The 14,243-nt window shown below is 45.7% G+C and carries 10 protein-coding genes; 5 read left to right on the forward strand and 5 right to left on the reverse strand.

Annotated elements, in window-relative coordinates:
* Positions 1-349: 349 nt before the first annotated feature.
* Positions 350-1,795, reverse strand: coding sequence for a hypothetical protein (locus tag FHW88_RS23995; protein WP_176628191.1), 1,446 nt, complete (start codon positions 1,793-1,795; stop codon positions 350-352).
* A gap of 11 nt (positions 1,796-1,806) precedes the next feature.
* Positions 1,807-2,862, reverse strand: a complete 1,056-nt coding sequence (locus tag FHW88_RS24000) for a nucleoid-associated protein (protein ID WP_176628192.1) — start codon at positions 2,860-2,862, stop codon at positions 1,807-1,809.
* Positions 2,863-3,062: 200 nt separating this feature from the next.
* Between FHW88_RS24000 and FHW88_RS24005 the strand changes: the two genes are divergently transcribed.
* Positions 3,063-5,252 carry a hypothetical protein gene (locus tag FHW88_RS24005; protein ID WP_176628193.1) on the forward strand — a complete coding sequence of 730 codons (2,190 nt, stop codon included), beginning with the start codon at positions 3,063-3,065 and terminating at the stop codon, positions 5,250-5,252.
* 388 nt (positions 5,253-5,640) lie between these two features.
* Here FHW88_RS24005 and FHW88_RS24010 read toward each other — a convergent pair whose 3' ends face one another.
* Positions 5,641-6,237 (reverse strand): helix-turn-helix transcriptional regulator, encoded by a 597-nt coding sequence (locus FHW88_RS24010; protein ID WP_176628194.1) that lies wholly within the window; start codon positions 6,235-6,237, stop codon positions 5,641-5,643.
* A 664-nt stretch (positions 6,238-6,901) separates the two neighbouring features.
* Between FHW88_RS24010 and FHW88_RS24015 the strand changes: the two genes are divergently transcribed.
* The 4 genes from FHW88_RS24015 to FHW88_RS24030 are packed head-to-tail and all read left to right on the forward strand — an operon-like array spanning position 6,902 to position 13,335.
* A complete protein-coding gene (locus tag FHW88_RS24015) occupies positions 6,902-7,237 on the forward strand; it encodes a hypothetical protein (RefSeq protein ID WP_176628195.1) in 336 nt (111 codons plus the stop codon).
* A 60-nt stretch (positions 7,238-7,297) separates the two neighbouring features.
* Complete coding sequence (locus FHW88_RS24020) at positions 7,298-8,620, forward strand: TlpA family protein disulfide reductase (protein ID WP_176628196.1); 1,323 nt, start codon at positions 7,298-7,300, stop codon at positions 8,618-8,620.
* Positions 8,621-8,645: 25 nt separating this feature from the next.
* Positions 8,646-11,924, forward strand: a complete 3,279-nt coding sequence (locus FHW88_RS24025) for a SusC/RagA family TonB-linked outer membrane protein (protein ID WP_176628197.1) — start codon at positions 8,646-8,648, stop codon at positions 11,922-11,924.
* A 28-nt stretch (positions 11,925-11,952) separates the two neighbouring features.
* Positions 11,953-13,335 (forward strand): RagB/SusD family nutrient uptake outer membrane protein, encoded by a 1,383-nt coding sequence (locus FHW88_RS24030; protein WP_176628198.1) that lies wholly within the window; start codon positions 11,953-11,955, stop codon positions 13,333-13,335.
* A gap of 37 nt (positions 13,336-13,372) precedes the next feature.
* Here FHW88_RS24030 and FHW88_RS24035 read toward each other — a convergent pair whose 3' ends face one another.
* Positions 13,373-13,621 carry a DUF6520 family protein gene (locus tag FHW88_RS24035; protein WP_176628199.1) on the reverse strand — a complete coding sequence of 83 codons (249 nt, stop codon included), beginning with the start codon at positions 13,619-13,621 and terminating at the stop codon, positions 13,373-13,375.
* Positions 13,622-13,723: 102 nt separating this feature from the next.
* On the reverse strand, positions 13,724-14,158 hold the full coding sequence (locus FHW88_RS24040; RefSeq protein ID WP_176628200.1) for a MauE/DoxX family redox-associated membrane protein: 435 nt from the start codon (positions 14,156-14,158) through the stop codon (positions 13,724-13,726).
* Between the last annotated feature and the right edge of the window lie 85 nt (positions 14,159-14,243).

The following is a 14,243-nucleotide window of genomic DNA, read 5'->3' on the forward strand; positions in this document are numbered from 1 at the left end:
TTGTTGCGCTATATTTTGCAGCCTACAAGTTTTGGGTGGGCTTAGCGATGTTCATCAAGGTGCTGAAGTGTAGGTCTTCGGTAGCCTGCCATTCGTCGGCACTGGTGTAATCGCTGTTATGCATACCCCCTTTGGCGAGACCGCAGAGACTGATTCCATAAAATTGGTTAGCTGCATGCAGATAGGTAACAACGCAAGCTTGATTTCGGGTTTGCGGTCATCTCCCAAGAAAAACAGCATGAGTCAATGTAACCAAAGTTTGATCATAGTGCGTCCATTTCCCTTTTTCGAAAGCTTGTCTATCAGTAGTTGCAGCAATGGCAACGATTGCTAAGAATATCGAGTTGTGTTACTTCTTGGGATTGAAAAGTAATAGAGAATCTATAACAGAAGGATACTTAAAACATAAGTATGCGATGGCAAAATAGCAAACCGCAATTAGTGGATAAATAATCCATATACTTGTCTTGCGCGCCTCAAGTGAGATTTTGTAATGCGTGTTGAATTCGTTTTCCGAAATTAGTTCTTTGGCCGCCTTTTTCCAATAGAGTAGCTCAGTGGTCGTAATACGCAAATCCGTGATATCTACTGCTGCCTGAAAAATGATCGACAAAATAAAATAGATGCCCAAGCCGTCGAATACATAGTAGAGCAACTGGTGTTTATCTAAACCGATGTTGTCTGTGAACTTGGTGAAGATGGTAAAACCAATAAGCACCAGCGTTGCGAGTAAATCCCGTAAAAAATTGCTAAGTAAGGTGCGGATTTTTGTTGAGTATAGATCGGACTGTGTGCGCAGATCTTTCAAGAGCTCTTTAAGCTCTTTTACATAGGCGTCTTTCCGGTCAAGAATGACAAAATTGTAACGCTCTTTGGCTTGTTCCCAAGCGCCGTCCGCATGCTGACGTAAAGCTTGAAGTAGCGTAACAGATTCATCAATTTCCAGCGTTAAGCGTTCATTAAACAGTTTTTTCCGGGTGTTAACACGATCTTCATATAACCAGGCCACCAAACGGATCATTTTATCGATGTGCGCATGATTGGTAGCTTGCAGCTGTTCTCCAACTTTAAGTGGCAAACGCTTCAAACCATTTAAAATAACTTTGTCAAAGCTGTAAAACTCATCGACGACGCTGACACTTAAACCAATTTCTGCCAGCTTGAGCAAGGACTCACCCAGAGGAGTAGTGTAAATGCCAGGCCCGAAAGCATACGCATTCGGATTGTAAGAAACCGGAAAATCCGCAATAAAGTGAATGCTTTCCTGCAATCTTCCAAACGTTGGCAGGCGTTCAGCGGAAGCTTGTAATTGTGTATTAGCAGCTAAGGGCCGTAATTGAAAGGTATCACTGCCCATTTGCTCCGTCAAATCATGAACGTAAATCACCAATGGTGAATACTTATTGATCGGATTTCGACCGTCCACTGGGTTCAGCCCATCGAGCCAATCTTTGCAAACAGCAGCAGTCAGAAAAAAATTATGATACTGCGCCTCGCGTTGAAAGTTACTTTCCAGAAAGCCCTGTTTATTAAACAACAAGGTCGACTGATAAAAAGAATTTGGACTTTGTTCGTAATCGTCAATATCCGCAACAGTGACCTCATCATTGTCTAAGAGAAGTCTTAAAAAATGAATTTGCCCCTGACCTGTCAATAAACCAGACAACTCGTGGTACAACTGAAATATAGAATGATCATACTGCCCCTTTAGCGAAAGACTAGCCCAGTCTTCCACGTAATGATCGGAGATGGCTTTGATCCCGACCAGCTTATCGATCAATTGCGCAGTGAACATTTGATTAAGATTTAACGATCTAAAACATCCAGTCGGCTGGTCCTTATTAAAATATGGAATAAATTATCGTTAGGATCTTTAGTATTGGGGATGCTGATTAAATTGTCCTCAGGATTACCTTCCCATTCAATTTTTACACCTTCGGCGGTCTGTCGCACGTTCTTTTTAACGTTCCGGGTCAAACTGTTCTTGTTGGGCTTAAAAGATTGGCCGGTCAACCCTTTTTCGTCACAGAAATCCTGCAGGAGTTGCGACAGTTTTTCCATACGCATTTCGTCATCATCTACAACGACCGAATTAATAAAATCCTCGGTCTTAAATGTAGGTGTTGCAGATAAATAAGCGATAGCCCGGTTTTTATAACTGGATATATCTTCGCCCGGGTCTAATTCAGCCTTGTTGGCAATCGCCCATTGACGCACCGTACTAACCGCCTTTTCTGTTAGCTTGGACGGGGTATCTTTTTCGACTACATCCAGAAATTTGGAAAAATACTCCCTGATCCCTTTTTGCAAACCGGGCGTCCGCTCTTTAGCGAGCACATCCCAGGCATAATAGTCCGAAATATCTATCAAGGCCGATTTTTGGATCGCCTTTTTATCTTCCACGAAGGTGTCCTTAATCTCTTCCAATGCGGCTTTAGATTTATTGATCTTGTATTGATAAACCTTACGGTTGTCCAATTTTAATAAGAATATGAGTTGCCGTGAACCTTCAACCTTAACTAAAGCAGTAATGAAAACGCCATCGGCGGTGCTTTTTGAATGTTCCCTTTTAAAGGACGCCGACAAGATTTTAGATATTCGAACAAACTGCCCGTTAGGATCATCCACCAATTGCTGGCAGTATTCTTTAAACTGTGAGTCAGCGCTGTTTTTAAATACGTGCTGGATTCCTTCCGAGATCTCCTTAAATCTAAATTGAAAAAACTTGATCTGTTCTTCGTTAAGCTCGACCTCATCGAGATAAATCGGCGCCGGATCGGATTGGATAATGATGTGGAAGATGAACCGCTCGATTTCAAACGACTCTTTTTCTGCAGCTGTTAAGACACTTTCTTTTGCCATTTGTGTAAAGTTAGGATGATTATAGGTTAAACCAAAGCTTAATGCTAATTATTTTAGTATTAAGCTTTGGCAAGCAATATAGGAATATTAAATCATTCGCGACGGCACAATAACGCATCCTTTCTTTTAGTTGACGGGAAAGAATTTTTATACTATTTCATAATTTTACTAATTTTAACAAAACCTTAACGCAATTTTTTATGCCGTCTTATGATTTTTCTACGCTTAGCAGTTCGGACCTGGAAATGTTGGTCTGCGATCTTTTAAACGCTGCACAGGATGATAGCGGCGTTCCATACTACCGGTTATTTAAAGACGGAAAGGACAAGGGTGTTGACTTTTTACGTTCGACAGATACCGTGCCTTATGCCGAGATTGGACAAGTCAAGCATTATTATCGTACTGGTTTTGACGGTTTGTTTCGTCACCTGCGTGTTTCTGAAAGGCCCAAAATCGTTAAACTTAACCCCGGAAAGTATCTGTTAGCTACCTCTGTTGACCTAACAGTTGGTCAAACACAGCAAATTCAAACTTTACTTGCGCCGCATTTGAAAGGCCTGCAGGATATTTACGGCAAACAAGGCATCAATCAATTGCTGACCATTCACGAAACTGTGTTAAGTAAACATTTTAAATTATGGTTTTCTGATACAGCTGTGCTGTCCAAAGTATTGGCGGCAGAGATGTATTATCGTACAGCAGACTTCGTCGAACATGAATTAACGCACAGACTGCGCCTTTTTGTGACCACACCCGTGTTAGAGGCGGCAAGGAGATGCCTGGAAGAGAATCTTTTCGTGATTATCACCGGAGACCCGGGTGTTGGTAAATCAACATTGGCTGAAATGCTAATTTATGAAAAATTAAAGGACGACTACGAACTGCTTTATATTCACGATAATATCCATGAGGCAGAAAAGTTTATTCGCCCCGATGATAGCAAGCAGCTTATTTACTTTGATGACTTCCTTGGTAGTAACTCAGAAGAGATTAATCGTGCGCAAGGTAGTGAATCAGCCTTAATATCGATTCTACGTCGAATTAAACATCGCCCGAATAAACGGTTGATTTTCACAACACGCATTCATATCTTAAATAAAGTTGTGGATGAGTCTGAAAAGCTGGAACGCTTTCATATAAGGGATGGTGAAACGGTCTTTAATTTGGAAGAATACGATTCCAGCATTAAGGAGCAACTATTGCGCAATCACGTAGACGAATCCGAATTGCCAGACGATTTGAAGTCAGTTTTCGAAGAACCCGATACGGTCGCCTTTGTAGTAAAACATCAGGGATTTAATCCCCGGTCGGTGGAATACATCACTACGGTTAAAAATATCGAGGCGACGACACCGGACGAATACCGGCAATTTATCATAGAAAACTTCAATGACCCCATCAAAATCTGGCGCAATGCCTATCGTCGACAGATCGGCGATGTTGAGCGATGGTTACTCAATACGTTGTTGACATTTGAGGGACCTGTGGAAATCAAAACCCTAGAGCAAGCCTTTAATCAACGTCTGGATCGGGAACCCGCCCAAGAAATTAATGCATTTAAAACGGCCTTGATCCGGCTTGATGGTGGCTTTATTACTGTTAAAGGCGGAAAAGTGAACCTGCGCAATCCCTCAATCAAGGATTTTCTCTTGCAATTTTTAGGTACCGACAAGCAGGAGATCAGCAGGATATTGAATGCCGTACGGTTCATTCAGCAAATCTCTACCTCACTGGAAACACTGGCGAATGGACAACAATTAGCAGTGCCACAAGAGATCGCAGGCGATATGATGATCAATTTCATGAATTATACCCGTGCAGGCTACCGCGACCATGATATTATTCGGTTGGCTTCTTTCGTTCAAAAGTATGTACAGGATAAAGATAAAGACGATTACCTGGTAGAAATGATCGACTCTATCAGTCATTGGGAATCACTATTCGACTATGCCCTTAATAAATCTTTTACTGAGTTCTTAGAGAGTACGCGTATGAACTACCGCGTTCAGGAAGCTTTGAATATCCGAACAACTGAGATCGTCGACGACTTGGTGCTGGGCGAGAATGACTTGTTTAAAGCTGTCGATCTGCTGGAGAAATTGGCCGGCCAATTTCAGCTTGATTTTAATACATATGATACAACAAAGACCACCGCTCATTTCGACGAATTATTTAGCGAACATATTTCCAATGAAGTTGACTGGTTGGAAGATTATGCCTTGGACCCCTATGAAATTTCGGAAAAAATCGATGAGGTCAATAAACTTGAGGAGCGTCTAGGCATAATCGGTTATGAGTATGAAGTAAGTAAAAGCGATTTCGAGAGCCGTGATTGGGATGAAATCACGCGTCACAATGAATTTAGACGTCAAATGGAGAAAGATGATTGATTATGAAAATTACAGCTGATCATTATCGGTTGCTTAAGCCTGTTACCACAACATTTTCTCGAGGACTTTCCGCCGGATTTGATCAATGATTATAGTAGTTTTACTCCGATTTCCAATTGGGTGGTTCTTATTCTAGTATCCAAATAGTAGAGGATTTCGCTGATATTGATATAGTCAATAATGGATAACTGAACATTATCATAAGTTTGAATTCATTAGAAGACATGGCAAGCATTTAATAAATTAGCGAACCAATAAAGGATAACTAATAATTATCAATGAGTGAACTAGCCTATAAAAATCATTTTATCGATAACGGAAATTCTGGTAGAAGTAGCGAAAATTTTCAAAATCAACCAACTTTGCAATTTCCGAAATTAAGCTGAGTTCAAATCTTCGGCTTCTCTTCAGCGTTTTTCGAAAAAAAAAGATCGACCTTTCTTGTCCCAAGCTCGCCATTTTTTTTCTTAATGAGGTCTCGGCTCTTTGATAACTTATTTTGTGATACCAAATAATTTAAAATTTTTGAAAGTTCATTGCTGTCAAATGGATCAATCTCGATGCCTTCATTTATTTTGTTTCGTATTTCCGATAAATATGCCGGCCTATTAAACGGAAAATTTGGAATCACTTTTTTCTCTATATATATTGATCTTTTGCGATTAATCAATGTATTGAGAAAATATTCTCGATTAAGTTTGTATTTGGTCTTGAAATTATTCAATTCTGACGCAGTTTTTATTCTTTCCGGTATTTTATAATTAAGGTTAAATAATTTTTCACCATCGAATTCCAATAATTCGCCAATCAACTTGGCAAGGGATAATGATAAGTTACGATTGCCGTTTAGAATTGCGTAAATATGTCCTTCTGATTGTCCAGTGAACTCTGCAAAACCCAATTCTTCTAAACCAATCATTTCTAATAATTCCTTTAATCTACGTTGTAGTAAAAGTTGATATTGGTAATCTTCGTTCTTACTCATCCCATAAAGGGAGGAAAGAATTTACGCTAAAAATTATTCATATTATTTGCATATTTATTTTTTAATATGTAGATTTACTTTATCAATGATTTATTAAAAACATTTTTATCAGAAATAAGAGTTTAAATTAAAATTTGTACTTCCAATAAGGAAGTGGCATTAATCGAGGAGTCTCGTCGCACCAAAGTTTGACAGCCAAGACGCGAGGCAGTAAGAATAAATGCCCATATCTCCTTAAGTGCTTAACTTTGCACTTGAGAATAGGAGTATGGGCCTTACTGTGCCATTGTCTTGGCTGTCAATCAAGGTGCAATGGCCATAAGGCCCTGCCTATTTTTAGAGATTCCTTAATTCATTAATGAATAATGAAAGTGAGGAAAGACGCGTATTTTAAGAAAGCTTTAATTGCATTTCACGGCGAAAAATCGTTTGTTCTGCTTTTGAATAGATATACCATTCCATACGCCGAGATCACTTACCCCCTTCAAAACCCCATCAAGAACGTCATTAAAAGCCCTACGTAAATATCGAAAACGGCAGCTACGTTAATAGTTAATTAAAACCGGCTGCCGTTTTCTTTCTTTTGCCTGACCGTGAAACCACTGGTTTTTCACCGGAAGGGTTGTGCTGTGTCGTTAGTTTATGATTTATTTTCTGGTCGTATATGGGTGCTATAGTAGTAGACCTGAATGATATGGGTGTTAGAACACCCGAGCAGGCCGTCCGCGTATTTTTTGAAAGTTTCGATCCTGAGGAAGTGAGGGTGGGGTTGTGGGAGGCCTTTCGCGGTTTTGCCCTGGCAACGGAGACCATAACGGACAAAGAGCTGCCTGATATCGGGGATGTAGCCAATCTTTTCGATGGCCTGATCAGCCTGGTCAATGGCATCTGCGAGCTGCAGATTAAGACAAACGGGCGCTGTGTCATCTGCGGGAGAAGCGATGATGCTTCCGGCAGGACCGGCGGCAACAATGATGACGACCTGGTTACCGCGGGTTAGTATTTCCGGCAGGTGCCGGGTTGTTCTGGTTCAATAATTTATTGTTTAATGTGATTTAAAATGAAGCGATTTTTTTGCTTCCTGGCTTTGCTTTGCTTTTTTTTCGGAGCGGGGGCACAGGAAAATACGGATATAAAGGCGGGTGTCGGTTCGGTAGTTCCGCTAAAGATAGGGGACAGGGTGCCGCCGGTGGTGCTGTCCGGTTTAATCAATGGTGCGGGCTTATCGGGGAAAGGTTTGTCTGTTTTCAAAAGTAAACTGCTGATCCTTGACTTTTGGGCCACCTGGTGTACACCCTGTGTGGAAATGATCCCGAAAATAAATGCCATACAAGAGACCTATAAGGGTAAAGTACAGATCGTTCCCGTTGCTTATCAGGGTACCAATGAAGTGGCGACTTTCCTCGCGCGCCTCGAAAAGGAGCGGGGTATTAAGGATAACCTGCCGATGGTGGTGGGGGATACGGAGCTCGGCAAACTTTTTCCGCATTCGGAACTGCCGCACCTGGTCTGGATCGGTCCGGATGGTATCGTAAAGGCTATCACGGACCAAAGGGCGTTCAGTAATGAGGTGATCGACCGTTTCTTGGCCGGACAGGATGCGGGTGTCAAATTGAAAAAGGACGAGATTAAAGTTTACGATCCTGAGCATAATCTTTTGATCAACCGCCAGGAGGATGATCCCGGTATCGCTTTCGCGGTAACAGGTTACCTGGAAGGTGTCGGCCGGGGGTATTACAATAACACGATGATCCCGGGAGAAGGGGAGGACCGTCGCATGACCGCCCGGAACCAGACGATCCCTGAACTCTATTTACTGGCTTACTCCAAATGGCCGAAAGAGGTGCTGATCGAAGCGGCCGATACTTCCGCGCTTACGGCAAGGAACCTGAACAGCGACGATTTCCGGGAATGGCTGAAACAGGGCCATGGCTATTGTATGGAGCTGATCATGCCCGACACCGCCAGGAACAGGGCCTATGCTATTTTGAAAGAAAAGCTCGGCGGATATTTTACGAAGTACCACGCTTCCCTCGAAATGCGGAAAGTGAAGTGCCTGGTATTGGTGCGGACTTCGGGGGCTGACAAGATCCGGTCGGCAGGGGAGACGCCCGCGGTGGAGCAGGATGCCTTCGGTGCCAGGTTTACCAATTGTTACCTGCGTGTTTTTATAAAACGGATGCAGCTGCCGCTGCAATATCATCCGCTTCCGCTCAAGGACGAAACGGGTTACGCCGGTAAAGCAGATCTGACATTAAAGGGTAACCTGACTGACCTCGCGGAGGTAAACCGGGAACTTGCCAGATATGACCTGCGTTTCGAGGAACGGCCCGCCGACATGGAGATGCTGGTGATCCGTGACGCGGTTGCCGCGAAACCTTAAGATTTTATCACCTAAACTATTGACTATGACTATCCGAATTTTACAAAATATCCAGGCAGACCGAAATTATCCCGGGCACATGGGGGGCTTTTACAAAATGGTCTGCTTATTTTTTTGGGGCATATGCCTGGTATTGTTGCCGCAAACCGGTTTTGGCCAGGAGGGGATCATCCGGGGGCATGTGACAACAGACGCCGGTTTACCATTACATGGGGCTACCGTGAGGGTCAAAGGCGGGGACAGGAGCACGCTGACCGATAGTGCCGGTAATTTCTCCGTCAGCATTTCCGGTAAGGTAACCTTAGAAATTACGTTTGTCGGGTATACGCCTTCGGAAATCAATGTTTTATCCCGCACCGGCACTGCTGTAAATATTGTATTGAATGCTATGGCGGCTGAATTGAAAGAGGTCGTTGTTTCTACGGGCTATCAGTCCATACCGGCAGAACGCGCCACGGGTTCCTTTGTACAGGTGGATAATAAGCTGCTTAACCGTCGTGTAAGCACAGGCGTATTGGACCGGCTGGAGGATGTGACACCCGGCCTGCTCTTTAACAAAGGCAAATCGGCCAATGCCAACCCGCTCAGTATCCGGGGGCAGAATACCATTTACGGAAATGCGAATCCCCTGATTGTGATCGATAACTTTCCTTATGACGGGAATATCAATAATATTAACCCCAATGACGTGGAAAGCATGACGGTCCTGAAGGATGCAGCCGCGGCCTCGATATGGGGTTCACGCGCGGGAAATGGCGTCATTGTAATCACCACAAAAAAAGCAGCCTATAAACAGCCTTTGCGGGTTTCGTTCAATGCAAATACCACGGTTGGCGAAAAACCTGACGCCTTTTACCAGCCCCGGATGTCAACCACGGATTTCATCGACATGGAAAAAATGTTGTTCGCCAAAGGCTTTTATAAGAATCAGGAGAACGGCTATAACCATCCGGCGCTGACGCCCGTTGTAGAGCTCCTGATTGCAGGACGCGACGGCAAAATCAGCGCGGATGATATGAACCGGCAGATTGATGCCTTCCGGGCTGTTGATGTCCGTAACCAGTTTGACCGGTATTTTTATCAGAAAAGTATCAGCCAGCAGTATGCGCTGAACCTGAGTGGCGGCAGTGAAAACCAGCGTTTTTTCATTGGAGGTGGCTATGACCATAACCGGGATAACCTGACCTATAACGGTTTTGAGCGTTATACGCTCAATGCCAGCCAGACAGTTTCCATGCTGAAGCGAAAGCTGGAGCTGACCACCGCATTTTACCTGACGGAAAGTAACAGGCAGCAGGGTAACGCAGGAACCGGGCTGATCGGCCTGAAAACCGGTGCCGGGAACACCTTATACCCTTATGCGCAGCTGGCGGACGCGGCCGGCAACCCGCTCCCAATCGCCCATGACCACCGACAGGTATTTATTCATAACGCAGAAAATGCCGGTTTGCTTGACTGGAGCTATCGCCCCCTCGAAGAGCTCAGGTCTGCGGATAACACTTTAGGCGTGACCGATTACAGGGTCAATACTACCCTTAGCTACAAGTTGACCGAAGCATTGTCGGCATCGGTGCTGTACCAATACGGTCATACCCTGACGACCGGCAGGAATTTACAGGGGGAAAGTACTTATTATGCCCGTGATCTGGTGAACAGTTATACCCAGGCAGGCGATGACGGCAGCCTGACTTATGGCATTCCGAAAGGGGGGATCCTCGACATGACGCATACGGAGGTCAGCAGCCAGAGTTTTCGGGGGCAGCTGAGTTTTAATAAAACCTGGCGGGACAGGCACGCATTTAATGCGATCGCGGGTTACGAACTGCGTAACCTGCATACCGTGTCAGATAACAACCGGGCCTACGGTTATGACGATGCACATGCTACGGTGCTGCCGGTTAATTACATCACACCGGTTCCGCAGTACGCGGCGCCGGGCAACGAACTTCCGGTACCCTATGATGACAGTTTTTCAGACCTGACGGACCGCAACATTTCCTATTATGCCAATGCCGCTTATACCTATGGATATAAATATACCTTATCCGCCAGCGCCAGGCGCGACCGCAGTAACCTGTTCGGGGTGAATGCAAACAGGCAGGGGGTGCCATTGTACTCTGCGGGCTTGAGCTGGAATGTGGACCGGGAGGATTTTTATAAGATGGCATGGTTGCCTTACCTGAAGCTTCGGCTGACCTACGGTTTTAACGGAAATATCAATAAAACGCTTTCGGCTTATACCACCGCACAATATCTGGACGGGAATGCGATCAATACCATTTACGCCCAGGTACGAAACCCGCCGAATCCTGATCTGCGCTGGGAGCGCGTCCGGGTGATCAACGCCGGCGTTGATTTTGAGACGGCGGGCAACCGGATCAGCGGTACAGTTGAACCTTACTGGAAGCGGGGGATCGACCTGATCGGGGATATCGCGTTCGCGCCTTCGACAGGTATCAGCACGTTCCGGGGGAATACCGCGAACACCAGTGGGAAGGGTATCGACCTGACCATCAACAGCCGTAACCTGACGGGGGAATTCAAGTGGCAAACCACCTTATTGTTCAGCCATGTGACCGATGAGGTAACCGGTTACGCGTTTAAACAGGATGCAGCAAGCACCCTCAGCTTCGGGGAAAGCCAGGTTTATCCCATGCAGGGCAGGCCGTTCTATGCCTTATATGGTTATAAATGGGCGGGGCTTGATCCGCAAACCGGTGATCCGAGGGGATACCTGAACGGCCAGGTCAGCAAAAATTATGCGCAGATCATCAATGCCGCGACGGCCGACAGTCTCCAGTTTATCGGACCGGCAAGGCCGACCACTTATGGGGCGCTGCGAAATACTTTTGCTTACAGGCAGTTTTCCTTGTCGGCTAATATCAGCTATCGTTTCGGGTACTATTTCAGGCAGCCGGGTATCGCTTACAATGCCATACTGACCGGGCAGGGTTATTACGCCGGTTTATACAGTCAGCGCTGGCAGCACCCGGGTGATGAACTGCATACCAATGTACCCTCCCTGCCTGCGGGACTGAACGGAAGCCGGGACAATTTCTATAATTACTCGGCCGCTCTTGCGGAAAAAGGGGATAATATCCGGCTGCAGGATATCTCCTTATCCTACACCCTGAGTAAGGCGGCCTTGAAGTCTCTTCCAATACGGCAACTGTCCATTTATGGGTATGCGAATAACCTGGGGATCCTTTGGAAAGCCACTAAAACAAAGTTTGACCCGGATTATTCCTCGGCTGCATACCCGCCCGTGAAGACCTTCGCCCTCGGACTAAAAGCCGATTTCTAACCGAAATGAAAAATTAACACATGATGAGATGAAGAAAAAACACAACCCATATGCTTATCCCGTCCTGTTAGGTGCAGTATGCCTGTTCATGCTGGTGTCCTGCCAGAACGGATATCTTGGAAAGAAGCCGGACAAGTCCCTGCTGGTTCCGGCAACGCCGACGGACTTTCAATCTTTACTGGACAATTTTACAGTATTTAATCAAAGTCCCGGTTTGCCGGTGATATCAGCCGATGAAGTGCAGATCCCGGATGATATATTGGAAACCTTTGGCAGCCCCGTGGAAAAAAATGCCTACCTATGGGAGAACGATGTCTATGCAGGCCAGTCGGTACTGGATTGGAACGTTTCCTACCAGCAGGTGTTCTACGCCAATATCGTTTTGGAAGGCCTGGCGGCCAATCCGGGAAACGGATCGGCGGAATCGAGGAACAACACCAAAGGGGAGGCGTTGTTCTGGCGGTCTTTTGCGTTCTATAATCTGGTGAACCTGTTTGGTAAACCTTATGACCCACACGCTTCGTCAACTGATCCTGGTATACCGTTGCGGCTCGTGTCTGATGTAAATCAGAAAGTTGGCAGGGGGACTGTGCAGCAGGTATACGATCAGGTGCTTAAAGATCTGAAGGAAGCGGGTAGTTTGCTTCCGGTCAGCGCCCCATACCAAAGCAGGCCGACCAGCGCGGCGGCCAGCGCCTTGCTGGCCAGGATCTGTCTGTCTATGGGATCGTTCGATGAGGCTCTGGCTGATGCCACGGCGGCACTGAAACTGCATCCGGCCTTACTGGATTATAACGGGCTCGACGCGGCCGCAGACAGTCCCTTTCCGTCGTCGCCGGCGGTCAGTAACCCGGAAATGATCCTCTATGATCATCTTAATTCGTATGAAATGTTCCTGGCCCAGAACTTAACGGTGAATCCGGAATTGTACCGGCTTTATGAGCCCAACGATCTGCGAAAAGATATATTCTACAGCAGCGATATTCTTCCCTATTTCAAGGGCAGGTATACCGGGTTCAGTCTCGAATTGTTCGGAGGACTGGCGACAGATGAGCTGTATCTCATCCGGGCGGAATGCCTTGCCCGGAGAGGTGACCGGGCAGCGGCACTGGATGATTTGAATACACTATTGCTGACCCGCTGGAAGAAAGGTTCTTATGTTCCCCTTACAGTGGGGAATACGCCGGATGTATTGCAAACAGTTTTAATGGAACGACAGAAAGAGCTCGCGTTCCGGGGATTGCGCTGGGACGATCTGAAACGTTTGAACAAGGAACCGCGTTTTGCCAAAACGTTAACGAGGGAATCCGGTGGGCAAACGCTCAGCCTGCCGCCGGGCGATAAACGTTATGTGATGCCGATACCGGCTGATGAGATAAAAGGAAGTGGAATTGCTCAAAATGACAGGTGAAGAAAGGCGGTCGGCGGGTCGCCGGCCGCCATAGTAATTAATGGAAGGTGCCGGCTTCCTGTGATACAGGGTTACTGTTATCGATGTTAGGATCCTGTCCTGCCGGGTAGCTGATGGTACAAAGGTTAGTTGTACCGGTACAGGTGTAAGCTCCTGTAACCTGCTGGTAAGCGCCGGTAGATAACAGGCGCCATTTCACATTGGCCGGTTTAGCAGATGTGGCAAATGCGGCACCGGTGCCTAATAATACCGCGATGGCGGCGAGGTTCAATTTCATGCCTTTCATGATGTGGGAACGCTTTATTGGATCAAAAAACGCTCAGAAAAACTTTGATGAATAAATGTTTGCCTACTCTTTTCGCAGGTTTTCGGCTTTCCCCTGTTTGGATCAGTCAGTTAATAGGAGTGGTTGTTTTCTTTCAGCGTAATAGAAGTATATGGCGATCAGGTTCAGGATCAGGAAGAACCAGTTGAAAATGAGGTGTGTTGTCCAGGACATATGGTTCAGGATGCCGCCGCAGGAGCAGGGTACGCGGTCCCAGTAATGCAGCATGACCAGGGAAATATAGCCGGTGAAAGCGACAAGCAGTATTGCCGAGAGAATTAGCCCGGTAAGTACCGTCCGCTTAAAGGAAAGAAGGCCCGCGGTTATGATCTCGGCAACAGGCAGGAAATAAGTTAGTAATGCGGCGAAACCGTGTGAAAAGTTCTGATTGTATAACTGCTGCCTGAAGTCTGAAAAGGTTAGCAGTTTACTTAAGGCTGCATAGATAAACAGCATGATCAGCAGTGAAATGAGCAAGGTTTGAATAGTTGTTTTCATGTTCCGGTGATTGTCTGGAACAAAGTACGGTGGGATGAAAACCGTAAAACAGTGGTAAATGGGTGGTAAACCCTCTTTTTGTTAG

The sequence above is a fragment of the Mucilaginibacter sp. SG538B genome, from assembly GCF_013376065.1.
GTDB classification, from domain to species: domain Bacteria; phylum Bacteroidota; class Bacteroidia; order Sphingobacteriales; family Sphingobacteriaceae; genus Mucilaginibacter; species Mucilaginibacter rubeus.

Excerpts from the sequence above, each read along its gene's own strand:
- FHW88_RS23995 (WP_176628191.1), bottom strand. The coding sequence starts at position 1,795 with ATGTTCACTGCGCAATTGATCGATAAGCTGGTCGGGATCAAAGCCATC.
- FHW88_RS24000 (WP_176628192.1), bottom strand. The coding sequence starts at position 2,862 with ATGGCAAAAGAAAGTGTCTTAACAGCTGCAGAAAAAGAGTCGTTTGAA.
- FHW88_RS24005 (WP_176628193.1), top strand. The coding sequence starts at position 3,063 with ATGCCGTCTTATGATTTTTCTACGCTTAGCAGTTCGGACCTGGAAATG.
- FHW88_RS24010 (WP_176628194.1), bottom strand. The coding sequence starts at position 6,237 with ATGAGTAAGAACGAAGATTACCAATATCAACTTTTACTACAACGTAGA.
- FHW88_RS24015 (WP_176628195.1), top strand. The coding sequence starts at position 6,902 with ATGGGTGCTATAGTAGTAGACCTGAATGATATGGGTGTTAGAACACCC.
- FHW88_RS24020 (WP_176628196.1), top strand. The coding sequence starts at position 7,298 with ATGAAGCGATTTTTTTGCTTCCTGGCTTTGCTTTGCTTTTTTTTCGGA.
- FHW88_RS24025 (WP_176628197.1), top strand. The coding sequence starts at position 8,646 with ATGACTATCCGAATTTTACAAAATATCCAGGCAGACCGAAATTATCCC.
- FHW88_RS24030 (WP_176628198.1), top strand. The coding sequence starts at position 11,953 with ATGAAGAAAAAACACAACCCATATGCTTATCCCGTCCTGTTAGGTGCA.
- FHW88_RS24035 (WP_176628199.1), bottom strand. The coding sequence starts at position 13,621 with ATGAAAGGCATGAAATTGAACCTCGCCGCCATCGCGGTATTATTAGGC.
- FHW88_RS24040 (WP_176628200.1), bottom strand. The coding sequence starts at position 14,158 with ATGAAAACAACTATTCAAACCTTGCTCATTTCACTGCTGATCATGCTG.